The sequence below is a fragment of the Blastococcus sp. URHD0036 genome, assembly GCF_000701365.1.
GTDB lineage: Bacteria > Actinomycetota > Actinomycetes > Mycobacteriales > Geodermatophilaceae > Trujillonella.
This window is the reverse complement of the sequence record NZ_JNIK01000021.1, coordinates 147,266-172,590: the sequence shown is the minus strand read 5'-3', so window position 1 is coordinate 172,590 and position 25,325 is coordinate 147,266. Positions and strand designations below refer to the sequence as shown.

Below are 25,325 nucleotides of genomic sequence, written 5' to 3'. Positions count from 1 at the left end.
TGCCGCGGCTAACCTCGACGCGTGTCCGACCGATCCGCCCGGCTGCTCGTCGCCGTCCCGCACCCGACCGATCCGGCGGCGCGGCTGGGGGAGTGGCTGAGCGCGGCCGGCCTGGAGCTCGACGTGCGGTCGGTGCGCGAGGGCGACGAGCTGCCTGCCGACCTGACCGGGCACGACGGGCTGCTGGTGATGGGCGGTCCGCAGTCGTCGCTGGACGACGAGGCGACCTCTCCGGAGCTGGTCGGGATCCGGCACCTGCTGGCCCAGGCGGTCGCGGCCGACCGCCCCGTGCTCGGCGTCTGCCTCGGCGCCCAGATGCTCGCGATCGCCGGTGGTGGGCGGGTGCGCGTCGGGGTCGAGGGCCCCGAGGTCGGCGTCACGCTCGTCGCCCGGCGGGACGCCGCCGACACCGATCCGCTGTTCCGGCCGCTGCCGCTGTCCCCGGACGTCGTCCAGTGGCACCACGACGAGATCTGCGACCTGCCGCCCGGCGCGACCCTGCTGGCCGCCGGCCCGGTGTACGGCCACCAGGCCTTCCGGCTCGGGCGGCACTGCTACGGGCTGCAGTTCCACGTCGAGCCGACGCCGGAGATGGTGCGGGCGTGGGCCGACAGCGACGCGGTGGGCCTGGCCTCGTCCCGCTACGACGCGGCGCAGCACGAGGCACGCACCGCCGCGGCCGCCGACGACCTCGAGGCCGTCTGGGCGCCCTTCGCCGAGCGCTTCGCCGAGCTGGTGCGCGGCGCCACGGCACACCCGTGACGGCCTCCCGCGAGATCCCGCGGCGGGCGGTCGTCCGGCTGGCGCGGTTCGGCTTCCAGGACGGCGAGAAGGCCGCCGAGCTCCTCTCCGACCCGGCCATCGGGCTCTGGGACCTCGAGCACAACGAGCCGGCCGACCCCGAGGCCGCGTCGGTCGTCTCGGCGCTCGCCCGCGCCGGCGACCCGGACCTCGCGGCGTTCTCCCTGCGCCGCCTCGTCGAGTCGCTGGACCGTGCCGACCCCACCGGCGAGGGGGCGGCCTCCCTGCTGGCCCGGCTGCGCGGCTCGGCACAGCTGCGCTCCCGGCTGCTCGCCGTCCTCGGCGCCAGCTCCGGGCTGGCCGACCACCTCGCGGCCCACCCCGGCGACTGGATGGAGCTGGACGACGAGGGGGAGGGCGCGACCCGTCCCTCGCCGCAGGGGCTGCAGCGGCAGATGCTCGCCGCGGTCGGCGCCGATCCCGACGACCCGCCGTGGGGCGTGCGGCTCGGCAGGGGCGCCCCCGACGCGAGCCCGCAGCGGGTGGCCGCCCTCCGGCTCGCCTACCGGCGCGCCATCCTCTCCCTGGCCGGCCGCGACCTGGGCGACGGGCTGGTCGCCGAGGAGGCCGCGGCGGAGCTGTCCGACATCGCCGCCGCCGTCCTCAGCGCGGGGCTGGCCATCGCCGTCGCCGAGCAGCCGGCGTCGGCCGCACCCTGCCGGCTCGCGGTCATCGCCCTCGGCAAGACCGGCGGCCGGGAACTGAACTACGTCAGCGACGTCGACGTGGTCTTTGTCGCCGAGCCGGTCGACCCCAGCGACCCCGAGGCGCCCGCACTCAGCAGCGCCACGCGCGTGGCCGCGGCCCTCATGCGGATCTGCCACGAGGCGGCGTGGGAGGTCGACGCCGCCCTGCGCCCCGAGGGCAAGGCCGGCGCCCTGGTGCGAACGCTTAACGGGCACGCGAGCTACTACCGGCAGTGGGCGCACACCTGGGAGTTCCAGGCGCTGCTGAAGATGCGGGCGGTCGCCGGCGACCCGGACCTGGGCCGGGCCTACGTCGACGAGCTGTTCCCGCGGGTGTGGGAGGCCGGGGACCGGCCGGGGTTCGTGGCCGAGGTCCAGGCCATGCGGCGGCGGGTCGAGGCGAACATCCCGGCCGGCCAGGCCGACCGGGAGCTCAAGCTCGGCCGCGGCGGCCTGCGGGACGTCGAGTTCGCCGTGCAGCTGCTGCAGATGGTGCACGGCCGGGTCGATCCCACCCTGCGGGTCGGGGGGACGCTGCCGGCCCTGATGGCGCTCTCGTCCGGCGGCTACGTGGGACGCGAGGACGCCGCCACGCTCATCGCCTCCTACCGGTTCCTGCGCACCGTCGAGCACCGGCTGCAGCTGCTCCGTCTGCGCCGCACGCACCTGCTGCCCACCGACGAGCAGCAGCTCCGCTGGCTGGCCCGGTCGCTGGGCTACAAGCCCGACCAGCGGGGCGACGCCGTCGCCGTGCTCGACGCGGAGATGGCGCTGCACACCCGCGAGGTGCGCCGGCTGCACGAGAAGCTCTTCTACCGGCCGCTGCTCTCTGCCGTCGCGAAGGTCCCGGCCGAGGCCGCGCAGCTGGGGTCCAAAGCCGCCGGGGACTGGCTCCGGGCCCTCGGCTTCGCCGATCCCGAGGGCGCGCTGCGGCACATGGGCGCGCTGACCGGCGGGGTGTCCCGGTCGGCGTCGATGCAGAAGTACCTGCTGCCGGTCGTGCTGCAGACGCTGGCCTCCTGCCCGAACCCCGACGCCGGCCTGCTGGCCTACCGGCAGGTCAGCGAGGCCCTCGGCGGCAACCAGTGGTTCCTGCGCCTGCTGCGTGACGAGGGCCAGGTCGCCGAGCGGCTGGCGCAGCTGCTCGGGTCGAGCCAGTACGTCGCCCAGCTGCTCACCCGTGCCCCGGAGGCGCTGCGGCTGCTGGCCGACGACGAGGAGCTCGAGCCGCGCTCGGCCGCCGTCCTCACCCGGGCGTGGCGGCAGGCGGCCGGCCGGGCCCCCGACCCGGAGGCGGGCATCCGCGTCCTGCGGGGTCTGCGCCGCCAGGAGCTGCTGCGGGTGTCCTCGGCGGACCTGCTGGGCCGGCTCGACGTCGTCCGGGTCGGGCGGGCGCTGACCGACATCGCCGTCGCCACGCTCGAGGTCGGTCTCGACGTCGCCGTCCGGGCGTACGCCGCGCAGGCCGGCATCGGCGTCGAGGAGGTGCCGATGGAGCTCGCCGTCATCGGCATGGGCAGGCTCGGCGGCGCGGAGATGGGCTACGGCTCCGACGCCGACGTGCTCTTCGTGCACCGCGCCCGGGAGGGCGCCGACGAGGCCAAGGCCGTCCAGGCGGCCAACGCCGTGGCACACACGCTGCGCCGGCTGCTCGGGGAGCCCGCGCCCGACCCGGCGTTCGAGGTCGACGCCGACCTGCGCCCCGAGGGCCGGCAGGGCGCGCTCGTGCGCAGCCTCGAGGCCTTCCGCGAGTACTACGAGCGGTGGGTCTCCGTGTGGGAGGTGCAGGCGCTGCTGCGGGCGGTCCCGGTCGCCGGCGACGGGGCCCTCGGCGCCGCTTTCGTGGAGATGGTGCAGCCGCTGCGCTATCCCGCCGAGGGGCTGTCGGCCGAGCAGGTCGCCGAGATCCGCCGCATCAAGGCGCGGGTGGAGCGCGAGCGGCTGCCCCGTGGCGCCGATCCGGCCACCCACACCAAGCTCGGCCGCGGCGGGCTGGCCGACGTCGAGTGGACCGTCCAGCTGCTGCAGCTCCAGCACGCCGCCGGTGACCCGCGGCTGCAGGTCGCCTCCACGGTCGACGCGCTCACGGCGCTGGTCGAGGCCCATCACCTCGACGCCGAGCAGGGAGAGGCGCTGCGGTCGGCCTGGGACCTGGCGACCCGGGCCCGCAACGCCGTGTTCCTGGTGCGCGGTCGGCCCAGCGACCAGCTGCCCCGGCCGGGGGTGGAGCTGGCCGGGGTGGCGCGGGCCAGCGGCGCCGGTCCCGACGTCGACCCGGGCCAGTTCCTGGACGAGTACGGCCGCACCACCCGGCACGCGCGCTCCGTCGTGGAGCAGGTCTTCTACGGGCAGTCCGCCGTCGGCTGAGGTCTGGCGTGTCGGCCGGGGCCAGGCCAGGCTGGGGCCGGCCCGATGGGGGGTGACCGGCGACCAGCCGGCCAGGGGCTGCCGCCGACCGGAGGTGCCGCGTGTCGCCAGTCCTCGTCCGCTCCCTGATCGCCGAGTTCCTCGGCACCGCCCTGCTGGTGTTCCTCGCGGTGGGCTCCGCGGTGGCCGGCCTGGACGCGCTCGGCCCCACCGGCGTCGCCTTCGCCTTCGGGCTGACCCTGCTCGCGCTCGCCTACGCCTTCGGTCCCATCTCGGGCTGCCACATCAACCCCGCGGTGACCCTGGGGGTCCTGCTGTCCGGCGGGATCGCCGCCCGCGACGCCGTCGGCTACTGGATCGTCCAGTTCGCCGGGGGCATCGCCGGCGCGGCGGTGCTGAAGCTGCTGACCAGTGACTTCGGCGACGTCACCGACCAGACCGGCGCCCTGGGCAGCAACAACTGGGGCGACGGGATCAGCCTGGGCGGGGCGTTCGTGCTCGAGGTCCTGCTGACGTTCCTCTTCGTCCTCGTCATCCTGCTGGTCACCGGCAAGGCGGCCGCCCCGGGGTTCGCCGGGCTCGCCATCGGACTGGCGCTGACCGCTGTCCACCTGATCGGCATCCAGCTCGACGGCACCTCGGTGAACCCGGCCCGTTCCCTGGGCCCGGCGCTGTTCGACGGGGGCGAGTCGCTCTCCCACGTGTGGCTGTTCATCGTGGCGCCCCTCATCGGTGGCGCGCTCGCGGTCGCGGTGTCCCGCGTCCTGGCCACCTCCGCCCTGGACGAGCCCGAGCCGACCACGCCGGAGGGCGTGGCGCGGGAGGACCGCACCGGAGCCGAGCTGCCTCCGGAGCTCCGGCCCGCCGACGGCGCGCCCGGCGCGCGGACCGCACGGGAGCCGTAGTCGCCGGACCGGGGGACCGCGGGTGTGCGCAGGCGGCCGCCGGGGCAGGCTCCAGGGGTGACCCTCCTGGAACCCGAGGACGACGCCCCGCCGGCCGAGCAGCGGGGCGCCACCATCACGCCCTACCGGGACGGTCCGCTGATCGTCCGGGGCGACTTCCGGCTGGTGGACGCCGACGGTGCCGAGATCGACCCGGGCCGCGGCACGGTCGCCCTCTGCCGCTGCGGGAAGTCCGGCATCAAGCCCTTCTGCGACGGCACCCACAAGCGGTCCGGCTTCACCGCGCCGAGCGCCCCCGACCGGCCCCGACCGGTGTCCGAGCTGGATTAGCCCCGGCGGCTAGGACCGGCCCTCGAACGCCTTCGCCATCTGCACCTGCTGCTCGAGCACCTCGCCCATCCGGTTCTGGACGGCGTCGAGTTGGCGGATGACCTCGCCGGTCGCGTGGATGCCCGCGGAGACCTGCTCGCTGCTGACCTGGATGCCGGCGATCTGCTCCGACACCTTCTTCGTCGCCGCGGCGGTCTCCCGCGCGAGGTCCTTCACCTCGCTGGCGACGACGGCGAACCCGCGGCCCAGCTCTCCGGCGCGGGCGGCCTCGATGGTGGCGTTGAGCGCCAGGAGGTTGGTCTGGTCGGCGATGCCGGAGATGATCTGGATGACGTCGCCGACGGCGGCCGAGGCGGTGCCCAGCGCCTCCACCTCGGCGGTCATCGAGGAGGCCTGGCTCACCGCGGTCTCGGCCACCCGGCCGGCCTCGTCGGCGGCCTCGCGGAGCAGGGAGACGGTCTCCAGCAGCGCGCGGGAGTTGACCGCGTCGGCCTCGGCACGGCGCAGGATGTCCATCCGCTGGGAGACCAGCTGCTGCACGTTGCGCAGTGCGGAAGCGCGGGACTCGGTGAGCTCGATGGTCTCGGTGACGAAGAAGTCCATCGTCCCGACGACGCGCCCCTCGCTCATGATCGGGAAGCAGACACCGGACTTGACCCCGGCCCGCATCGCGGCCGGCCGGCGCACGCAGTCGGTGACCTCCGCGAGGTCGCTGACGAACACGAGATCCCGCTTGCGCCAGGCGCGCCCGCTGAGGCCGACGCCCTCGGCGAAGCTGGCCGACAGCGTGACCTTCCGGAACTCCTCGCCGGCCGATCCGGACTCGACGGCGAACCGGAGGACGTTCGCCTCCTCGTCCAGCGCCCAGTAGGAGCCGTAGGCCCACCCGAAGGCGGTGCGGACGGTCTCCAGCGCGGTGCGCATCGCCGACTGCTCGTCCGTGGCCTGCCCGACCTGGGCCACGACGGTGGTCACGGCCTCGCGGTCGTCGAGGGTCTCGCGCAGGAGGCGGGAGTCGAGGGCCGCGCGGCGGGCGTGGGCGGCGATCCGGCCGATCGCCTGCCACTTCTCCTCCCGGCCGTTGAAGAAGGGCAGCTCGCCGCGGGTGTAGAACTCGAGCAGGGTCACCACGACGCCGTCCTCGACGACCGGCAGGACGCAGCCGCGGTGGACGCCGGACCGGACCGCGGCGGCCCACCGCAGGCACGAGCTGGTGTCGGTCTGCCCGTCCATGAGCACCGGGCGCTTCTCGCGCATGGCCTTGCCGCCGAGACCGTCCCGGTTGGTCATGATGTTGTCGCGGTCCCACTGGGCCGCCATGGCAGGAGCGAGCTCGCCCAGCTCCGCGGCCAGCCGGAACCCGCCGCCGGCGGGCAGCCAGACGGCGCCGTACTCGAGGGCGAGCGCCTCGACCAGGGCGCCGGTGACCTTGACGTGGGCGTCGGCCTCGCTGGTGACCCCCCGGTCGAGGACGGCGATCACGTGCTCGAGCGCCTCGACGTCGCGGGGCATCGCGGTCGGCCCGGGAGCGGCGGGGGAGGCGGGGTCAGAGCGTCGCCACATGGGAGTCCTTCGGGGGTCGGGAACCTGCGACTGTCCTTTCGGCAGCCGACGACCGGAATCCACCCGGACCGTCGCGGTTCCGGAAGGGATTCGGACGTCCCCGGTCGCTCAGGCGGCCAGCGCGCGACCGGCCTCCCGGAGGGCCGATCGACCCGCCTCCCACGCGTCCAGCAGGTGGTGCGCCGTCAGCCCGTCGAGGGCGAGGGAGCAGGCCGCACCGAACAGCACGTCGGCCGCGAGGTGCGGCTCGCCGGCGACGAGGGAGCCGCACATGTCGACGGCGGCGATCTGCTCGTGCACGGCGTCGGCCTCGACGTGCTCGTCGTAGAAGACGGTGGTGGACCGGTCGAAGCCCAGCCGGCGCAGCCCGAGCGAGTAGCGGCGGCTCGGCTCCGACGACGTCATCTCGACCGCCGTGAGGTGTCCGAGCGCGGCACCCCGCCAGCGCCGGTGCAGGCCGAACAGCGACATCGTGTTCACCGAGGTGAAGGCCGGAGCCGGGGCGGCGTCCCAGAGGGCGCCGTAGGTGTCGTCGAGGTCGAGGTCGCGCAGGAGCCCGGCGAACAGCTCGCTGTGCATCCGCGCCGGTGTGCCGCCGCCGTACTCGTCGGCCTGGATCTCCACCATGGCGGCCTTCGTGCGCCCGCTGAGCCGGGGGAGGGCGAAGGTGTGCGGGTCGCCCTCCTTGAGGTGGTAGACCGACCGCAGGACCAGGTACTCCCGCCACTGCTCGAGGGAGCCGGAGCGGCCCAGGTACAGCGACAGGGACGGACCGTCGTCGGCCGCGATCAGGGCGGCGAGCTGCCGGTCGACCGACTCGTCGGAGGGCCGGAGCGGCCCGACCAGCTCGCGCAGCGCCGTCAGGTGCGCCTGCTCCAGGTGGGAGCGCAGCGTCAGTAGTGCCGGGTCCCACTCCCAGCGCTCGTCGACGTCGTCGAACCCGCGGTAGTGCAGCTCGTAGCAGGTCGCGAGGGTGATCTGCAGGTCGTCGTCGCGCAGCGGGTCCGTGCTCCCGGCCGCGGTCCGTGCGGCGAGGGCGACGGTGTCCGGTGACAGCTCCCCGGCGCGCAGATCGGCGCGCAGCGCGCTGCTGAGGGGGCCCCTGGGCTCGGGAGACTGCATGGTGCCGATGATGCCCCGGCGGCCGGGTGCCGAAGCGTCGAGGACTGTGATGTCGCCCGGGCGGGCGGTCGGCGCCGCCCGGGACGGACGTGGGGGAGCGGGCGGGACGGGTCAGCTCAGGGCCGGCGGACCGCCCCGGCACGAGGGCAGCGCCCCCAGGTGGGTGACGAAGGCGTCGGACACCAGGACGTACGTGCCGCCGTGCAGCGGCATGGTGCCGGGCCACCCGTGGGCGCGCGCCAGGGAGGCGGAACACGAGTGCTGGGCGGGATCGAGGTGGCGCCCCGCGGAGGCGGAGGCGGGTGCGGCGAGGGTCAGGGACGCGGCGGCGAGGAGTGCGGCGGCGGCCGTCCTGCTGGTTCTGGTCATGCATCCATGCTCGGCACGCGGGCCGCCGCGCACAGGAGCAGCACCACGAGGAACAGCCGGGAGGCATCACGACCGCTGCCGGAGGTGTCAGCGCGCGGACCTGGGGAGGGCAGCCGCATGACCGCAGGCGAGCGCCCCGTCGTGGCCGGGGGGCGGCGACGGGCCCAGTGTTCATCGCGGCGAAACACGTCCGGTGCGCGCCGTTCCTAGCGTCGCGGTGCGGGTTCGGTCGGGCCCGCGAGCAACCGCCGACCCGAGGAGCCACCGTGAGTGGGAACGCCGTCCGTGTGCAGGCCATCCAGGACGTCGAGGCGTACGTGCCCCCGGCCGTGAGCTTCAGCGCGGGGGAGACCCCCGGTGAGGTCTTCGGCGCGAACGTCTTCAGCAAGGCGGTCATGCAGAAGCGGCTGCCCAAGTCCGTGTTCCGGTCGGTGATGGCCACCATCGAGGAGTCCGCCGCGCTGGACCCCCTGGTGGCCGACGCCGTCGCCGCCGCCATGAAGGACTGGGCGATGGAGAAGGGCGCCACCCACTACGCCCACGTCTTCTACCCGCTGACCGGGCTGACCGCGGAGAAGCACGACAGCTTCCTGGAGCCGGCCGGGGACGGTTCCGCTCTCGCGGAGTTCGCCGGCAAGACCCTGACGCAGGGGGAGCCGGACGCGTCGAGCTTTCCCAGCGGCGGGCTGCGGAACACGTTCGAGGCTCGTGGCTACACCGGCTGGGACGTGACCAGCCCGGCGTACGTGCTGGAGAGCCCGAACGGCAACACGCTGTGCATCCCCACGGTCTTCGTGTCGATGAACGGCGACGCGCTGGACCACAAGACGCCGCTGCTGCGCTCCCAGCAGGCGATGGCCCGGCACGCCGAGCGGGTGCTGCGGCTGTTCGGCCACGCCGACCCGGCCGCCGTCGTCTCCTACTGCGGTCCCGAGCAGGAGTACTTCCTCGTCGACCGGCACTTCTTCCTCGCCCGGCCGGACCTGCTCAACGCCGGCCGCACCCTGTTCGGGACCAAGCCGCCCAAGGGCCAGGAGTTCGACGACCACTACTTCGGCGCCATCCCCGAGCGGGTCCTCGGCTTCATGATGGACACCGAGCGCGAGCTGTTCATGCTGGGCATCCCCGCCAAGACCCGGCACAACGAGGTCGCGCCGGGCCAGTTCGAGATCGCGCCGATGTTCGAGCGCGGGAACGTGGCCGCCGACCACCAGCAGCTGCTGATGACGACGTTCAAGCGGATCGCCCGGAAGCACGGCATGGAGTGCCTCTTCCACGAGAAGCCGTTCGAGGGCATCAACGGCTCCGGCAAGCACGTGAACTTCTCGATCGGCAACGCCACCGAGGGCAACCTGCTGCTGCCCGGCGACACCCCGCACGAGAACGCCCAGTTCCTGGTCTTCTGCGCAGCCGTCATCCGGGCGGTGCACAAGTTCGGCGGCCTGCTCCGGGCGTCGGTGGCGTCGGCGAGCAACGACCACCGGCTCGGCGCCAACGAGGCCCCGCCGGCGATCATCTCGATCTTCCTGGGCGACCAGCTGGCCGACGTCTTCGACCAGGTCGCCAAGGGCGGCGCGACGTCGTCCAAGGAGAAGGGCACGCTGATCATCGGCGTCGACACGCTGCCGGTGCTCCCCACAGACCCCGGCGACCGTAACCGGACCAGCCCGTTCGCCTTCACCGGCAACCGGTTCGAGTTCCGCGCGCCCGGCTCGATGCAGACCGTCGCCGGTCCGATGGTCGTCCTCAACACGATCATGGCCGAGGCGCTGGACCACGTCGCGACCCGGCTGGAGGCCGCCACGGCCGCCGGCACCGAGTTCAACCTGGCCGTGCAGAAGCTCCTCGAGGAGCTGATCACCGACCACGGCGCCGTCGTCTTCAACGGCGACGGGTACTCCGAGGACTGGCAGGTCGAGGCCGCCGCCCGCGGCCTGCCGAACCTCCGGACGACGCTCGACGCCCTCCCCGAGCTCATCTCCGAGCCCGCCATGGAGCTGTTCGAGACCTACGGGGTGTTCACCCACCGCGAGATGCACAGCCGCTACGAGATCGGCCTGGAGCACTACGCGCTGAGCATCGGGGTCGAGGCCCGCTCGACGCTGGAGATCGGGACGACGTCCGTGCTCCCGGCCGCCGTCCGCCACCAGACCGACGTCGCCACCAACCTCGGCGCCCTCGCGGCGCTGGGGATCGACCCCGACCAGGCGGTCCTCGCCGAGATCGGGGAGCCGCTCGCCGCGCTCCGGACCGCCCTGTCGGCTCTGCGCGCCGCGCTCGCCGAGGAGGCCGGGTCGACGGCGCTGGCGGAGGCCGAGCACGCCCGCGATGCGCTCCTCCCGGCGATGGCCGCCGTCCGCAGCGCCGCCGACGCGCTGGAGGGGGTCGTCGCCGACGACCTCTGGCCGCTGCCCACCTACCAGGAGATGCTCTACATCCTCTGACCGTCGGCCGCTGCTGCTGACCGGCGATCCGGCGCCGGAGCGGCGGGACGCGCTCGGCTCCGGCATAATCCCTCCGAAAGGTCGTGCACAATCGAGGGGTGAGAGGCGTGGCAGGGGCTGGCTCCGGTGCCGGAGTGGACAGCGGTTCGGACGTCGTCCGGCTGCTCGACCGGTTCGAGGACGTCACCGGTTTCCTGGACGGGCTGGTGCGGTGGGCGGTGGACCGGACGCCGGGCGCCGAGGCCTGCGGGCTGACGGTGGAGGAGGCCGGCCGGGGGGTCACCGTGACCTACAGCGGGGACCTCGCGGCACGCGGCGACGAGCGGCAGTACGAGCTCGACGACGGGCCGTGCCTGCAGGCGCTGCGCACCGGCGAGGTCGTCGCCGTGGCCGACATGGCCGAGGAGTCGCGCTGGGGCCTCTACCCGGAGCGCGCGCTCGAGGCCGGCGTGCACTCGTCGCTGTCGTTCCCGCTGTCGCTGGGGGAGCGCGGGCGCGGTGCGCTCAACCTCTACGCCAGCCGGCCGCACGCCTTCACCGACGCCGACGGCGAGGCCGGGCGCGACTGGGCCGGGCAGGCCAGCGGGGCGATGCTGGTGGCCTGGCAGATGGCCGAACGGGCCAAGGCGGTCGGTGACCTCACCCAGGGGATGGAGACCCGCCAGGTGATCGGGCAGGCGGTCGGCCTGCTCATGGCCCAGCGCCGGTGCACCGCGGACGAGGCCTTCGACCTGCTCAAGGGCGCCAGCCAGCGCAACAACGAGAAGCTCCGCGAGGTCGCCGCGCGCATGGTGGCCGGCCACGAGTCGGACGTGCTCGCCGCGCGCTGACCGGACGCCTCATCCGTCCCGGACGCGCCCTGCTGCCCCAACAGGCACCCGCCGTGGTCGCACGGGCACCGCGGGCTGCCGACTCCGAGGGTGACACCCCGTCCCGGGACCGCTCCGGGACTCCCGGAGGAGGCCGCCATGTCGCCGTCCCACCCCCGTCCTGTCGCCGGGCGCGCCCGGTGAGCGCCGACCGCCGCCGGCCGGCCGAGCGGCGCGCCGGGGCCCAGCTGGTGGCCGGCGCCGGGGCCGAGCTGGGGTGCGGCGAGGCCGCCGAGGTCCGGGTCCTGCCCGACGGCCGGCTCTGGCTCGCCGACGTCGGCGCGGCCGTCTCGGCGATCGAGCTCTACCGCGCGGCCCGGGGCGTGCTCGCCGCCCAACTGCTCGCCATGGCACAGGTGACCGGCCAGTCCGTCGAGGAGGTCACCTTCGGCTGGCTCGTGAGCCTGCAGATGGACGACGTCCTCGCGGCGTGGGAGGGCGGCACGCCGGAGTCCGACGCCGCCTGACCCTCACCGCGCGACGCCGGCCACGGACGCCGCCGGCACCGCCTCGCCCGCCGGCGGCTCCGGCTCGTCGAGGCGCTGCGCGAGCTTGCTCGGCCACCACATCCACCGGCCGACGTCGAGGTTGAGCGCGGTCACCAGGACCGACCGGACGATGATCGTGTCCAGCAGCACGCCCAGCGCCACCGCGATGCCCAGCTGCGTCAGGAACGTCAGGGGCAGCGTCCCGAGCACGACGAACGTCGCGGCCAGCACCAGGCCGGCCGAGGTGATCACGCCACCGGTGGCCGAGAGCGCTATGAGGGCCGCCCGCCGGGTGCCGTGGTCGACCGCCTCCTCGCGGACGCGGGTCATCAGGAAGATGTTGTAGTCGATCCCCAGGGCGACGAGGAACACGAAGACGAACAGCGGGAACGAGGCGTCCGTCGTCTGCACGTCCAGCGCCCAGTCGAAGATCAGCGTGCTGATGCCGAGTGCGGCGCCGTAGGACAGCACCACCGTGGCGATCAGGATCACCGGGGCGACCAGGGCCCGGAGCAGCAGCCCGAGCACCACCAGGACGACGAGCATGATCAACGGGATGACCACCCAGTTGTCGCGCTGGGAGGCGTTCTCGACGTCGAGGTTGATCGCGGTGTTGCCGCCGACCAGGGCCTCGCCGTCGCCGACGTCGTCGAGGGAGACGCGGAGGTCCTGCACGGTCGCGGCGGCGGCCTCGCTGTCCCACGGGTCGGAGAGGGTCGCCTGGATGAGGGCGGTGTCGCCCTGGACGGTCGGCTCCCCGACGTCGGCGATGCCGGCCTCGTCCGCCACGACGTCGGCGACGTCGTCGGCCGTGTCCGCCGTCGTGATGACGTAGACCGGGTTGCCCGCGACGGCGGGGAAGTGCGCCGCCGCCACCGCGTCGCCCTCGATCGACTCGGGGGAGCCGCGGAAGCTGTCGGCCTGCGAGAGCCCGTCGGGGTGCAGCCGGAGCACGCCGAGGCAGGCGGCGAGCAGCAGGAGGCAGGTGACGATCCAGGTAGCCCGGGGGCGGGGCTTGATCCAGCCGCCCACCCGGGACCACAGGCCGGTGGCGCTCGGCTCGGCGCTGCCCACGGTCGGCCGCACCGGCCAGAACACCCAGCGCCCGCAGATCACCAGCAGCGCCGGGAGCAGGGTCATGAGGACGATCAGCGTCACGCCGACGCCGATCGCGGCGACCGGACCGAGGCCGGCGGTGGAGTTCATCTCCGAGGCGAGCAGGCACAGCATGCCGAGGATGACGGTGCCGCCACTGGCCAGGACGGCCGGTCCGGCGCGGTGCACGGCCTCGGTCATGGCCTCGTGCCGGTCGGCGTGCAGCCGGAGTTCCTCCCGGTACCGCGCGACGAGCAGCAGGGCGTAGTCGGTGCCCGCGCCGATCACCAGGACGGTGAGGATGCTCGCGCTCTGCCCGTTGACCGTGAGGTCGGCGTACTTGGCGAGCAGGTAGATGACGGCCTGCGAGACGAACAGCGCGATGACCGCGGAGAAGATCGGCAGGATCCACAGGATCGGGCTGCGGTAGGTGACGAGCAGGATCAGGATGACGACGCCCAGTGCGGCGAACAGCAGCGCGCCGTCGATGCCCTCGAACGCCTCGGAGGAGTCGGCCGCGCTGCCGGCCGGACCGGTGATGTAGGCGTCGAGCCCGTCGGGGCCGTCGGAGGTCACGGCCCGCATGTCGTCGACGACCGCCCCGATCGCCTCCCAGCCGTCCGGCCCGACGTTGAGCGGGACGATGACCTGGAGCGCCTCCCCGTCCTCCGAGGGGATGGGGCCGGTGATCTCGCCGTCGAGGGCCTCGAGCTCCTGGAACGACTGCAGGTCCTCGTCGACGGCCGCCTCGTCCTCGGCGGTGATCCCGCCGCTGCGCTCGTAGACGATGACCGCCGGGATCAGGTCGGGGTCCGTACCGAGCTCGGTCTGCGCGTGCAGCGCCTGGGTCGACTCGGCCTCACCGGGCAGCCACGCCGCGATGTCGTTCTCCTGCTCGTCGGTGAGCCCGGCGGCCAGTGGCATGGCCACCGCGGCCATGACGATCCAGAAGACCAGGATCACCCACTTGAGGCGGGGACTGCTGACGCGCGATGCGAACGACCGGCCCATGGGAGCGCCCTCCGGTGAGCGCCGACCCCGGCACCGGCGCGGAACAGTGCGGCCAGGACGCTAGCGAGACGGTTCCGGACTGTCATCGTCTTTATGGCCACGCCACGCGCCCGTTCTCGTTCCGGAGGGAGCGCGCACCGGTCGTCGTCGGGAGACGACGCAGCCCCCGCCGGGTGGACCCGGCGGGGGCTGCGCTGCCGAGCGGGAGGCTCGGACGACGGCGATCAGATGTCGTAGTACATCGCGAACTCTTGCCCTGCCGTTGAGTCGTCGTGGTCGAGCACGGATATGGGTCTTGAGCTGGCCTTTTGCTGTTGACCTTGAATTGGCATGGTTGGCGATCCGCGGACGAGTTGCGGACTTTTTGCGGACTGGCAGGGGCCGCGGTGCCTTGCTTCGACCTGCCACCCCGCCCGGGACTGGGGGCGCGGCTTCTGCCGACCGCCGGACCAGCGGTCCTCAAGCTGATGGGCGCCGGCATGCCTGTCAGGCCCAGGCGGGGGCTGCTCGGAGCAGGTCGTCCGCACGGTAGGTCCAGGGCCGGGGGAGTCGCCCTCTCATTGGCCGTCGGTGGCTTGCCGTTGGCAGAGCCAGCGGTCCACTTCAGCTCGCCGGTAGATGACGCGCCGACCGAGCCGGAAGCCGGCCGGTCCGATGCCGAGGTGCCGCCAGTAGCGCACGGTGGCGACCGGGGTGCGCAGGTAGGCCGCGGTCTCCGCGAGAGTCATGAGGTCGTTCCCGAAGCGGGGCTCGTCGGCGTGCGGCATCTGGGTCCTCCTGAGGCGGTTGCATCGGGCTGCGTCGGGGCCCGGAGTTGTCGATGACGGCGGCCAACGCCGGTCAACCAATCCAGCCGATCTCCAGCGTGCGAGCGCTTCTCCAGTTGAGCTGCAGTTCGCCGGCGCGGTCGGCGCTCAGCCGACCCGCCCCTGGCGGGCTTCTTGCCGGGCTCTTGCCTGGCGCTGGGAGTTGATGGAGCCACTTACCACATGGGGGCGGCGGCGGTACGCCTTGAGGACGGTGCCGAGGGCGTTGGACAGGTCGATCAGGTCGCGGTCGTAGATGCGGCCGTCGTCGATCTGGCGGGCGAGCTCGGCGAGCAGGGCCGGCCAGTCCCGGCGTGCCGGTGTAGCGGGAACGAGGACCTCAACGCGCCGCTCGACCACCTGCACGGCGGACCGGCCGGAGGCGGCGGCCCGGGTCTGCTCCCAGGCGCGGTGCCGGCAAGTGGCCGAGCACCACTTCGGGATCGGCCCGCGTCTGCGCGGGGTGATCGGTCCGTCGCACCAGGCGCAGTCGGTCGCCGCGTCGCGTCGTCCGAGAGAGAGCCCCCTGCTGATGGCCGCGTCCGATTGCTTGGGTTCACTCTGCGTCAGCTCCGCCTTCTGGCGGCGTCGGCGCTCAGCCTCCTTGCGCCGCCGTCGGTAGTCCGCCGTCCCTTTGCTGCCCATGCCGCTGAGGGTCCTGCCGAGCCTCCAGTTTCTCGTCACAACGAGATGCGAGACCCGACGGTGCAAGAGGTGTGTGGCGTCGTGATCTTGAAGATCTCCAGTCGTGGCTCTCCCCGGTCGCGGCTTTGCGGGGGACAGCTCGTCAAGGCCTCGGTCGCGTGGCCAGCGCGAGGTCGCGGGGGTGTCCCTGAAGGCGGCCTAAGGGACACATGCCGCCGACACCTACTCCCCGCCGTTCGGTCCGATCCCGTATTGGTCGGCCAATCGATGCCGGGCGGCCTCGACCAACTGGCCGTAGTCCGCCGCGAAGGGCTCCACCAGCTTGCTCTCTAGCGCTCCGGCGAGAACGCCGAGCGCCCCAAGCTCGCCAGAGTGCGCATCCGGCAGTTGCACCCAATCTTGGTCAGCCTGACGTTCCACCCATTCGAAGAGAACGAGGGCCACGTCCGACGGCAGTTCGATCTTGACCTTGCCTCTCGCCACAGCGAGAGGCTAGTTCCCACAGGGCTGTCCCCAAGTGGGCCGCTCAAGGACACCCACGACAGGCAGCGCTACCGTCCGACGATGCGTACGGACGATGTCGCGCACGCCACCGCACTCGCTCAGGAGTTGCTCGGACAGTCCCTCGACCAACTCTGCTTGGGCGTCGGCGACGCCCAGCTCCGCTTCACCCACTCGACGGTCTCCCTGTGGTCCACGATCGGCGTCTCTATCGGCGACGCTGCTCTCGTCCGGCCGTACTCCCTCGACGGGGTCACGCTGCTTCTGCCGCTACTGAGCACCGAAGTGACTGCAGTGGAAATCGGCCCGAGCGGGCGACTGTCCTTCACGCTGGGTGACGCGACCGTCTGGTGCGCGAGCGACCCGGACTACGAGGCGTGGTCCTACGACGGTCGGCAGGGCGAGAAGGTCGTCTGCACACCCGGCGGGGAACTAGCCATCTGGACCGCCGACCGATAAGAGGTGCCCCATAGTGGCCGGCCGGCCGACAGTGCGCGCGAGTCATCCAGCTCGACAGCAGCTTTAGGGGCAGGAGCTCAGAGCCGATGATTCCCACGTGAGAGGTCTTGGGCCGCGACCGAGGGTCCGCGATCTCGTCGCTGTGGTGAGGTCTTCGTGCTCTCATCCGCGGTCGCCGTCCTCGCCTTGGTGACCGCGAGCCGCGTCGTCTCGCTTGGTGGAAACAACTACACGAGGGAATTCAGCAGCGGCTGGTGGGGTCTGGCTTGCTGCTCGTGCCCCCTCCTGCAGCCTGCGCCCGTCTCCGACGCACGACAGCAATCGCCGCGGTGGTGCGCTGGTGCTCCCTCAATTCGTGGCGGCTGCGATCTGCATGGCGCGGTACCGCACGTCCGGATGGGCAGCTGCAGCTGAAACTTGCGCGACGGGCCCTAGAGTTCTTCAGCGGACTCGCGCAGACGAGCAGCTTCCCTCTCGAACGCCTCCGCCAGCTGCTCGTTCCCCGCGTTACGAGCGTCCCGCGCCTGCACCTCTGCTTTGCCTATAGCGCGCTCGTGCCCTTCCATCGACGACCTGTAGTTCGCCGCGTCGGGCGCCTTCTTGAACTGCGGCAGTTCGCCGATCCAGTCCAGGCGGAGTACGACCGTCTCGTCTCCAGCTACTCCGCGCCGGCGCCCGACCTCGGCCGCCTCGTTCAGGAGCGCGGTAAGGGCCTCCCGCCGTTCGCCTTCCGGCTTCTCCGGACTCAGAGCGATCGTGGCCAACTCCCGCTGGCGCTGGCTGAGCCTCACGGCGCCCAGGGGAGTGGGCACTTCTATGTCCCCTTCACCGAGGCGCGTACGGATCTCCCTGCGATAGGCGAAGAGGAACAGCATCAGCAGAAGAGGCCAGACGAGGACCTTCGTGTACGACAAGGCGATCTCCCACGCCGGCATGGACGGAGTCTGCCGGGACAGCCCCTCGGCAGGTTCGCGAGGTGTCTCATAGTGGGCCGCTCAGAGTCAGGAGCAAGTCTCGCTTGCCTTGACGACCCTTCGGTCCTCAGGCGTCCCCAAATGGGGGACGCAGTCGCGCTTCGCCGCTCGCGTGCGACAGAGTCCTCAGCGTGTTCCCGGCCGCCCCGCCTCCGCCGCCGATGCCACCGGGGGCTCCGGGACTTCTGCGTGTGCCGGTGGCTGCGATCACGGCACTGGGTTCAGCAGCGACGATCCTGGGCCTGCTGCAGTGGCCGTCGCCAGTTTGGGCGGGATCAGCTGGCGGCTGGTTAATTGAAGACGTTCCTGCAGCTTTATGGGTGTTCGTGTTGGCGATGACGGTCGCTTGCATGGCGACAGCTGTCATCCTCACCTGGCGTTCGTCCAGCCTGCGGCTGCGAGGCGTCGCGTTCTGGTTGTGGCTGGTGCTAACGGTGTTGGCCGCCGCGGCATTGATCTGGAATGCGCTTTACTCCGCTGCGCTGTCCACCATTGCCTTCGGCGCGATTATCCCCATCTTCCACTGGCTGTTCACCTTCGTCCCCGCTGTCGTTGCGGGCCTGATCTTCGGTGGTCACGACGGCCGAGCGCGCACGTCTGCTGCGCTCAACACCGGAGTGGTGACCGTGCCGCTGTTCGCGATGTCATGGGCCTTGCTGGCCTCCGATGGGCTGTCGCTCGCCGGGGTGGCTGGCGTCTTCTTGATTACCGTCAGGCTCGGAGTCGCTCCGCTCGCCGTCGGGGTGATCTTCGCCCGAGCACTGGGCGGAGACTCGGGCAGCGACCGGCTCTGACGCGACTCAACGCTTAAACAACCCCAGTCGAAGGACTGCGCCGACTGGCGCGGACCACCTGTCCCCAAATGGGCCGCTCAGGGCGACCCTCACTGCTACGAGCTCAGTTCGTTGCCGGGATGTAGGACGGCGGCCTCCGCAGCGACCTCCGGATGGAGGCGGGTCAGCACGCACGCCGCATGCGCGAAGAACTGTTGCTCCTGCTGCCCATCCTCTGGACTTCGCCAGTTCGTGACCACGATCAGCGCGCAGGGGTCAGGATCAGCAGTCTTAACGGAGTCACCACAGAAGGCACACATCACCGGGTGGGGCACCGAAGGAGTGTCCTTGAGTGGGCCGCTCAGGGACGCCACCGTCGGCGGCACTTAGGGACCGGGTCGACAGTGGGCGAGCCAATCGGTGTGTCCCGGACCAAGCGGCCTCGTCACAGTGCACGCCTCTTGATCCGGACACCCGGACCGGCCCGCTGGTCCCGGCGTCGAACTTCAGTCGTTGCAGCGCTCGACCAGCACGTACGAGGGGTCACCCGGCACACCGACCGCGGTCATGGTGCCCCCACCAGCCGCCTCGGTCGCGACGATCAGCCCGTCGCCGAGCTCGATCAATTCATAACTGCCGGTGAAGCCGGCGTTGCTGAACTGGTCCTCGTATCCACGCAGGACCCGGGTGAGCTCGCCAGTCACCTGGAGCACCGCAACGTAGCCGCCGGTCGCACAGGTGGACGGGAGCGGATCGATCATCGAAGTGCTGCCCTCCACGAGGTGGACGGGCGGATCGTCCGTCGACGGATTGAGCTCGGGAGCGAGCTCATCGTCGGAAACATGCGCCACCGGGCCGTCCGGGACTGGTGAGAAGTCCGGCGCGTCGTTGGAGTACAGACCGATGCTGAGGGTGATGTAGCCCTGGCCGTCCGGTTCAACTAGGCCCTGCAGACCCAGTCTCACGCGGTCTTGTCCCAGATCATCGGGGATGGCGCCGTAGGCGCTGCAGCCTTCCGGGTAGTCGGCCGGAAGCGAGCTGTACTGGCGGCTGCACCGCTGCCCCTCCGGACGGTTGTACTCCACATCGAACAGATAGCCGAGGCCCTCCGCCTGCTGGACGTAGCCCTCTAAGACACGCTCGACGTCTCCATCGACACGGAGAATCGCCTGGTGGCCCTCACCGCCATACGGGTAGGGCATCGGGAACACCGCCCCGAGCAGGCTCGAGCTCGGCTCGATGTCGAACCCGTCGGTGAGCGGCCCGCTGGTGACAGGCGCGGCGTCCTCGGTGGACGGTCCGGCACACCCCCCGAGGCCCAGCACCAGCGCCGTCACTGCGGTCAGTCCTCGGACCGCCCGGGCACCGGGCGGCTTTGCGCACCTGAGCCGATCGCTGCGTCGCACGCGAGGATTCCAGCGCAGAGCGGACGCCGCCGTCTACTAACTGGCGGTTGCGCTCAGTCCTGTGAACCGCTCGCCGATCGTCGTAACCACATGAGCCCACCGGGTTCGACCTGTCCCTAATGGGGCTGCATCCGGTGATCTCCAGCAGGATCCGGGTGTCCGAGCCGCCGGCGGGTGAGCACTGCGTGTCCTGGGTCCGATCTTTGAGGCCCACGCTTAGACCGTGCCCCCGCCGCCGTTGCGCGAGGAGAAGCGGATGGCCGGTGGGATGGCGTGCCACACGAGCACTGATCCATTAGGTAGCCGCAGCCTTCTCCTCCAGTGTTCGGACTGGTGATGCCCCGGACCGGAGGAGGCCGCTGACGGTGCTGTTCATCCGGAACGACTGGGCCGAGGCCCATCACGACATCGAGCTCGTCGACGAGGACGGCAGGCGGCTGGCCCGCCGGCGGCTGCCCGAAGGAGTCGAGGGGCTGGCGGCGATGCACGCCCTGATCGCCGATCACCTCGCCGAGGACGCCGACGCTGACCAGGTCATCGTCGGCGTCGAGACCGACCGGGGTCGGTGCGTTGGTCGCCGCCGGCTACACGGTCTATGCGATCAATCCGCTGCAGGTCGCTCGCTATCGGGAACGGCACGGCACCTCCGGCGCCAAGAGCGACCCCGGCGACGCGCACGTGTTGGCCGAGCTCGTCCGCCTGGACCGGGCCCATCACCGGCCGGTGGCCGGCGATTCCGCGCTGGCCGAGCACGTCAAGGTGCTCACCCGCGCCCACCAGTCGCTGATCTGGTCGAGGCAGCGGCAGACTAATGCGCTGCGATCGATGCTGCGCGAGTTTTATCCCGGCGCGCTGGCGGCCTTCGGCGACGAACTGGCTGGTCGGGACGCGCTGGCCATCCTGGCGATCGCCCCCGCACCGGAGGCCGGTCGCCGTCTCTCGCAGAGCAAGATCGCGGCCTCGCTGCGGCGGGCCGGGCGGCAGCGCAACCTCGAGCCCACCGCCGAGCGCATCCAGACCGCGCTGCGCGCTCCGCAACTGGAAGCCCATCCCGGCGTGGTCGGCGCCTACGCCGCCGCGGTGCGCTCGCTGGTCACCGTGATCACCGCGCTGGTCATCCAGACCGCTGTGCTGCAGGGCGAGGTGGAGGCGGGTTTTGGCCAGCACCCGGACGCTGAGATCTACCTGAGCCAGCCCGGGCTCGGGCCGATCCTCGGCGCTCGGGTGCTCGCCGAGTTCGGAGACGACCCGCACCGCTACGCCGATCCCAAGGCCCGCAAGAACTACTCCGGGATGGCTTCGATCACCCGCGCCTCGGGCACCAAGCGGCTGGTTCTGGCGCGCTACACGCGCAACCGCCGGCTCGCCGACGCCCTCTACCGCCAGGCGTTCACCGCACTCGGCGTCTCACCCGGAGCGCGGGCCTACTACGACCGCCAGCGCGACCGCGGCGCCTCCCACCACCAGGCCTTGCGGGCCCTGGCCAACCGGCTCGTCAGCATCCTGCACGGCTGCCTGCGCCACCACGCCCGCTACGACGAGGCAACTGCCTGGCACACCAATACCGGCGCAGCCATCGCCGCCGCTTGACGACTTGCGACCGTGGGATGTCTAAGTGGGCCGCTCTGTCGCACGTCCACGCAGCCAGCCAGCTTCACTCCCGTGGGCGGCGGTTGATCGCTCGTTCGCGTCGTCTTGACCGCCGTGCCAGCTCCACGGCGAGACGACCACCGCTGATCCAGGTCTGGTCGTGCATGACCTCCGCGACCATGCAGTCCTCAAACCGTGTGCCCTGGGAGGAGCTCGCCTCCTGGTGGCTGTCCCGCTACAAGCCGTCGACCCAGCGGACCTACGCCACCTACCTCCCTCGCTGGCGTCAGTGGTGCGCCGACCGTGGGATCGATCCGCTGGCCGCGCGCCGAGCCGACGTCGAGCTTTGGCTGCGCAGCGTCGCCGATTCCGGGTTGTCCCGGGCCTCGGTCGCCGCGCATTACGACGCCGTGGCCAGCATCTACCGCCTGGCCTACGAGGAGGAGCTGGTCGAGGCCAACCCCTGCGCCCGCATCACCCGGCCGAAGATCCAGCGCGAATTGCAGCACCGCGAGGTCCTCACGGTCCTCGAGTACGCCGCCTTCCTCACCACCGCCCGCACACTCGGCCCAACCCACCACGCCATCGCCGTGCTCGGCGGCATGATGGGCCTGCGAGCCACTGAAATGGCCACCCTGACGGTCGAGTCCTTCGGCACCGTCCGCGGCTACGCCACCCTCATCGTCATAGGCAAAGGCGACAAGCCCGCCCGCGTCCCCGTACCCATCCCCGCGCTCGGCGCCGTTCAGGCCGCCATCGACGGCCGCAGCACCGGACCGCTCCTACGCACCCTCACCGGAGCGCGGATGGACCGGCGGTCGGTGCACCGCTACGTCGCCGCCACCGCGCGGGCGGCCGGCATCTCCCGGCCAATCGGTCCCCACGCGCTGCGTCGCACGGTGGGCACCGTCGGGCTTAACCAGGGCATCCCGCTGCGCGACGTCCAACGATTGCTCCGTCACGCTCGACCCGAGACCACCCTGGGCAGCTACGACATCACCGGCGAAGCCCTCGAACGCCACGCCTCCCACCAGGTCGCCGGCTTCCTCGCTGGCTGGGCCGGCTGACTGCCGTCCTCGAGCGGCCCACTCAGAGACACTCCTTCGGTGCCCCACCCGGTGATGTGTGCCTTCTGTGGTGACTCCGTTGAGACTGCTGACCCCGACCCCTGCGCGCTGATCGTGGTCACGAACTGGCGAAGTCCAGAGGATGAGCAGCAGGAGCAACAGTTCTTCGCGCATGCGGCGTGCGTGCTGACCCGCTTCCATCCCGAAGTCGCTGCGGAGGCCGCCGTCCTACATCCCGGCAACGAATTGGGCTCGTAGCAGTGAGGTTGCCCTGAGCGGCCCACTAAGGGACACCCTGCCCGTGAGCGGCTCATTGCCTCTGCCGTCAGCCGCGGACACCGTCGGTGTGCTATGGGATGAACCCGGCCGGGCGCAACGAAGTCGTGACGGCGTCCGCCGCCGGCCGGATCGCTCCGGCGCGCTTCTGGCCATCCCGGGTGGCCAGCATCATTGGGTGATCGCTCGCGACGTCCGGGACCACCGGCGGTGAGCCCAAGGAGGAGCCGACGGTCGGTGAGGACCGGCGGCCCGCGATTGCCGAACCCGACATGTCCACTGCTGGACCGAACTCCGTGCTCCCGCCCCACACGGTGCAGCCGCACGATCCTACGATTGGCGCATCGGCCCCAGGAGGCGGACAAAGAACGTCGCCTCGCTCAGAGCGAAGAGAGGGAACGGCATCAGCCGGCAACGGCCCTGCGCGGTGGCGTACCAGGACCGGACCGCGGTTGCCGTCGCCAGAGCCTGTTCCGAGCTCGTCCCTCCTGTCCTGCCCGTCCGAGGTTCGTTGTATCGCTTGAACCGCTGCTGTGCCGGGCGTCAGTGGTGGTCGAGTCACCGCGGTCAGGACCTCTCGCCGCGCTGATCCCTCCTCCGGAGCCGGTCGACGTGGGCCGCCTCGACGACGGAGGTGAGCCCCCGGCCGGAGCGACGGAGCCAAGCCGGGCGATGGCGCAGTCAAGCTCCTGGTGGGGAGCCGGCGCCGTCCGAAGGGGGTCGAGTGGGTTGTCGGGGCAGCCCCACGAGGTCGAGGACGAAAGCCGCCGGGCTGCCGGTGGAGGCGATCAGCACGACTGACCGCTCGGCCTGCTCACCAGTGCGCAGCAGGTCGGCAAGGGCGGCCACACCCACGCTGGTGAGATGAGTGACGCCAGTGAGGTCGACGGTCAGCGGAACGGCGCCGCCACGGAAGTGCGTACTCAGCTCCTGGCGGAACCGTGCCGCGGCGACTGCGTCGACCGGGCCCCATACCCGGAGCACCGGCGGCTGGCCGGACACCGCGCTCGCGTACTGCTGCGTCGGCGAGATCGGTGCAGTGCGGGGGGTGGTGGCTGCCTTGCCAGTGAGGAGCGGCCGAGACAGGCGACGAGAGAAGGTGACCGTCGTACCGGTCGGCTGGCCGTCCACGACCAGGTCGTCCCCCAGGGAGTCGATCAGGCCCAGGCCTGTCCCGCGGTGGCTGCCGGAAGCGGCCGGCCGCCAGATGCCGTCATCGTCGATCCGCACCCTCACGCGCCCGTCACTGTCCAGTCGCAGGGAAACGATGACCGTGCCGGTAGGTAGGTGACCGAACCCGTGCTCGACGGCGTTGTCGACCGCTTCCCCGACGGCCAGCTCGAGCGCGAGCTCGTCGTCCGGGGCGACCCGTAGCGCGGCGAGCCAGTCCCGAACCGCTCGGCGCATTCCGGGCAGGTCGTCGGCGGTGGCCACGATGCTGGTCCGTAGCTTCGGCACCTCTGGTTGCAGCGACACGGCCAGGACGGTGACGTCGTCGTCGAAGCCGCGGCGGGTGAGCAGCTCGACGGCGTCGGCGCAGATCCGGTCGACCGCCGAGGGGGAGATGCCAGTTGGCCAGAGCTGGCCGGCGGTGGCCAGTTGGGCGAGCCTGGTGAGTTCGTCCAGTCCCTCGGAGTAGGGCCGGTCGGCCCGTTCGACCAGGCCATCGCTGAACAGCACGACGACGTCCCCCTCGGCAAGAGTGGTCCGCTGGACCGGTCCGCCGGTCCTACTCCCCAGCGGGCCGCCGCCGCTGCCCAGCAGCTGCCGCCCCTCGCCCTTGCTCACCAGGAGGGGGGCGGGATGTCCACGGGTGACGTACTCGAGCAGTCCCGCCACGGGATCCAGGACGGCGACCACCACGGTCGCCGACCGCGCCCCGGGCACCGACTCGGCGAACGCCTCCAACTCGGTCACGGCTGCGGCCGAGTCCCCGGTGCGGGTGAGGGCGTGCATGAGGACGGCGCGCAGCTGGCCCATCGCCGCCGCCGCCGCCACGCCGTGCCCCACAACGTCCCCGACGACCAGGCCGACCCGACCGCCGGGCAGCGGTCGGACGTCGAACCAGTCGCCGCCGGCGGACTGCGCTTCGCCTGCCACCAGGTAGCGGGCCGCGACATCGACCCGCGGCAACACCGGGACCGTGGCCGGAAGCAGCGCCTGCTGCAGTTGACCGACGACGTCCAGGGCTTGCCGATACAGCTGCCCGGCCTCGGCCGCCCGCTCCTCGGCCCGGCGGCGGGCCACCACTTGATCGGTGACGTCGACGGCGATGTTGATGACCCCGCGGATCGAACCGTCCGGCCGGGTCCAGGGCACCGCCGTCCAGCTGACGAAGGCCTCGGTGACCTTGCCGTCCGGGCCGTCGAACAGCTCGACCCGCCACTCGGGGGCGCTGAACGGCTGGCCGGTCCGGTACACCTGGAGGATTCCGTCGACCATCCCCTGCACCACGAGTTCGGGATACACCTCGCCCAGCGGTTCCCCGAACCAGTCCGGTCGGCCGGCCAGGGTCTGCACGATGGCGCTCATGGCAACCAGCCGCAGCTCGGCGCCCTCCGTGACGGTGAGCATCACCGGCAGCCCGTCCAGCACCGACATGAGATCGGCGGCGGCAGGCAACGATCCGTCGTGCGGGGAACTCACGTGGTGGAGTTTCAAGCACAGCCTTGCTGTCTGCAGGACCGCTCAGGGGGTAGCAGAGCGTGACTTCACCCGACCAGGCGGCGGACCACGATGCAGCGCCCCGAGGCCAGCTCCCCCCGGCCCGGCTTGAAC

General features: G+C 71.9%; 21 protein-coding genes and 1 pseudogene. 12 read left to right on the top strand and 10 right to left on the bottom strand.

Going from position 1 to position 25,325, the window contains the following annotated elements; all coding sequences use genetic code 11:
- The first annotated feature begins 21 nt into the window (after positions 1-21).
- The 4 genes from N555_RS0122970 to N555_RS0122955 all read left to right on the top strand — a co-directional run bounded on the left by N555_RS0122970 (position 22) and on the right by N555_RS0122955 (position 5,089).
- The gene (locus N555_RS0122970) at positions 22-762 is read left to right on the top strand and encodes a type 1 glutamine amidotransferase (RefSeq protein ID WP_029433837.1); all 741 of its coding nucleotides are present in this window, start codon (positions 22-24) and stop codon (positions 760-762) included.
- Positions 759-3,854 carry a bifunctional [glutamine synthetase] adenylyltransferase/[glutamine synthetase]-adenylyl-L-tyrosine phosphorylase gene (locus N555_RS0122965; protein ID WP_029433836.1) on the top strand — a complete coding sequence of 1,032 codons (3,096 nt, stop codon included), beginning with the start codon at positions 759-761 and terminating at the stop codon, positions 3,852-3,854. The genes N555_RS0122970 and N555_RS0122965 overlap by 4 nt, the downstream gene beginning before the upstream one ends.
- Before the next feature lie 101 nt (positions 3,855-3,955).
- On the top strand, positions 3,956-4,759 hold the full coding sequence (locus tag N555_RS0122960) for an aquaporin (RefSeq protein ID WP_231503098.1): 804 nt from the start codon (positions 3,956-3,958) through the stop codon (positions 4,757-4,759).
- Positions 4,760-4,816: 57 nt separating this feature from the next.
- On the top strand, positions 4,817-5,089 hold the full coding sequence (locus N555_RS0122955) for a CDGSH iron-sulfur domain-containing protein (RefSeq protein WP_197029123.1): 273 nt from the start codon (positions 4,817-4,819) through the stop codon (positions 5,087-5,089).
- 9 nt (positions 5,090-5,098) lie between these two features.
- Here the strand turns inward: N555_RS0122955 and N555_RS0122950 are convergent, their stop codons facing one another.
- From N555_RS0122950 to N555_RS28070, 3 genes are all read right to left on the bottom strand, one after another.
- The gene (locus tag N555_RS0122950; protein ID WP_029433833.1) at positions 5,099-6,652 is read right to left on the bottom strand and encodes a methyl-accepting chemotaxis protein; all 1,554 of its coding nucleotides are present in this window, start codon (positions 6,650-6,652) and stop codon (positions 5,099-5,101) included.
- Positions 6,653-6,760: 108 nt separating this feature from the next.
- The gene (locus N555_RS0122945) at positions 6,761-7,774 is read right to left on the bottom strand and encodes an iron-containing redox enzyme family protein (protein WP_029433832.1); all 1,014 of its coding nucleotides are present in this window, start codon (positions 7,772-7,774) and stop codon (positions 6,761-6,763) included.
- A gap of 111 nt (positions 7,775-7,885) precedes the next feature.
- Positions 7,886-8,143 (bottom strand): hypothetical protein, encoded by a 258-nt coding sequence (locus tag N555_RS28070; protein ID WP_029433831.1) that lies wholly within the window; start codon positions 8,141-8,143, stop codon positions 7,886-7,888.
- A 266-nt stretch (positions 8,144-8,409) separates the two neighbouring features.
- Between N555_RS28070 and N555_RS0122935 the strand changes: the two genes are divergently transcribed.
- The 3 genes from N555_RS0122935 (at position 8,410) to N555_RS0122925 (ending at position 11,923) form a co-directional block, all read left to right on the top strand.
- A complete protein-coding gene (locus N555_RS0122935; RefSeq protein ID WP_029433830.1) occupies positions 8,410-10,587 on the top strand; it encodes a glutamine synthetase III family protein in 2,178 nt (725 codons plus the stop codon).
- A 134-nt stretch (positions 10,588-10,721) separates the two neighbouring features.
- The gene (locus tag N555_RS0122930; protein WP_029433829.1) at positions 10,722-11,417 is read left to right on the top strand and encodes a GAF and ANTAR domain-containing protein; all 696 of its coding nucleotides are present in this window, start codon (positions 10,722-10,724) and stop codon (positions 11,415-11,417) included.
- A 179-nt stretch (positions 11,418-11,596) separates the two neighbouring features.
- The gene (locus N555_RS0122925; protein WP_029433828.1) at positions 11,597-11,923 is read left to right on the top strand and encodes a hypothetical protein; all 327 of its coding nucleotides are present in this window, start codon (positions 11,597-11,599) and stop codon (positions 11,921-11,923) included.
- Between the two features lie 3 nt (positions 11,924-11,926).
- Here N555_RS0122925 and N555_RS0122920 read toward each other — a convergent pair whose 3' ends face one another.
- The 4 genes from N555_RS0122920 to N555_RS0122905 all read right to left on the bottom strand — a co-directional run bounded on the left by N555_RS0122920 (position 11,927) and on the right by N555_RS0122905 (position 15,984).
- Positions 11,927-14,050: an MMPL family transporter gene (locus tag N555_RS0122920; protein WP_029433827.1), complete on the bottom strand. Its 2,124-nt coding sequence runs from the start codon at positions 14,048-14,050 to the stop codon at positions 11,927-11,929.
- A gap of 557 nt (positions 14,051-14,607) precedes the next feature.
- The gene (locus tag N555_RS0122915) at positions 14,608-14,817 is read right to left on the bottom strand and encodes a helix-turn-helix transcriptional regulator (RefSeq protein WP_029433826.1); all 210 of its coding nucleotides are present in this window, start codon (positions 14,815-14,817) and stop codon (positions 14,608-14,610) included.
- Between the two features lie 147 nt (positions 14,818-14,964).
- Positions 14,965-15,501: a hypothetical protein gene (locus N555_RS28485; RefSeq protein ID WP_029433825.1), complete on the bottom strand. Its 537-nt coding sequence runs from the start codon at positions 15,499-15,501 to the stop codon at positions 14,965-14,967.
- Between the two features lie 222 nt (positions 15,502-15,723).
- Positions 15,724-15,984: a hypothetical protein gene (locus tag N555_RS0122905; protein WP_029433824.1), complete on the bottom strand. Its 261-nt coding sequence runs from the start codon at positions 15,982-15,984 to the stop codon at positions 15,724-15,726.
- A gap of 81 nt (positions 15,985-16,065) precedes the next feature.
- On the opposite strand from N555_RS0122905, the gene N555_RS0122900 reads away from it, so the two are divergent.
- The gene (locus N555_RS0122900; RefSeq protein WP_029433823.1) at positions 16,066-16,461 is read left to right on the top strand and encodes a DUF6188 family protein; all 396 of its coding nucleotides are present in this window, start codon (positions 16,066-16,068) and stop codon (positions 16,459-16,461) included.
- A 431-nt stretch (positions 16,462-16,892) separates the two neighbouring features.
- Here the strand turns inward: N555_RS0122900 and N555_RS0122895 are convergent, their stop codons facing one another.
- Positions 16,893-17,396, bottom strand: a complete 504-nt coding sequence (locus N555_RS0122895) for a hypothetical protein (protein ID WP_029433822.1) — start codon at positions 17,394-17,396, stop codon at positions 16,893-16,895.
- A 236-nt stretch (positions 17,397-17,632) separates the two neighbouring features.
- Here N555_RS0122895 and N555_RS0122890 point away from each other — a divergent pair, with 236 nt between their 5' ends.
- Positions 17,633-18,229 carry a hypothetical protein gene (locus N555_RS0122890; protein ID WP_156036500.1) on the top strand — a complete coding sequence of 199 codons (597 nt, stop codon included), beginning with the start codon at positions 17,633-17,635 and terminating at the stop codon, positions 18,227-18,229.
- Positions 18,230-18,714: 485 nt separating this feature from the next.
- Here the strand turns inward: N555_RS0122890 and N555_RS0122885 are convergent, their stop codons facing one another.
- Positions 18,715-19,545 (bottom strand): hypothetical protein, encoded by an 831-nt coding sequence (locus N555_RS0122885; protein ID WP_029433820.1) that lies wholly within the window; start codon positions 19,543-19,545, stop codon positions 18,715-18,717.
- A 434-nt stretch (positions 19,546-19,979) separates the two neighbouring features.
- On the opposite strand from N555_RS0122885, the pseudogene N555_RS26350 reads away from it, so the two are divergent.
- The 3 genes and pseudogenes from N555_RS26350 (at position 19,980) to N555_RS28065 (ending at position 22,529) form a co-directional block, all read left to right on the top strand.
- Positions 19,980-21,204 (top strand): annotated as a pseudogene (locus N555_RS26350) (IS110 family transposase).
- Positions 21,205-21,368: 164 nt separating this feature from the next.
- Positions 21,369-22,271, top strand: a complete 903-nt coding sequence (locus tag N555_RS0122875; protein ID WP_029433819.1) for a tyrosine-type recombinase/integrase — start codon at positions 21,369-21,371, stop codon at positions 22,269-22,271.
- A 39-nt stretch (positions 22,272-22,310) separates the two neighbouring features.
- Positions 22,311-22,529, top strand: a complete 219-nt coding sequence (locus N555_RS28065) for a hypothetical protein (protein WP_156036499.1) — start codon at positions 22,311-22,313, stop codon at positions 22,527-22,529.
- A gap of 699 nt (positions 22,530-23,228) precedes the next feature.
- Here N555_RS28065 and N555_RS0122870 read toward each other — a convergent pair.
- The gene (locus tag N555_RS0122870) at positions 23,229-25,193 is read right to left on the bottom strand and encodes a SpoIIE family protein phosphatase (RefSeq protein WP_156036498.1); all 1,965 of its coding nucleotides are present in this window, start codon (positions 25,191-25,193) and stop codon (positions 23,229-23,231) included.
- Between the last annotated feature and the right edge of the window lie 132 nt (positions 25,194-25,325).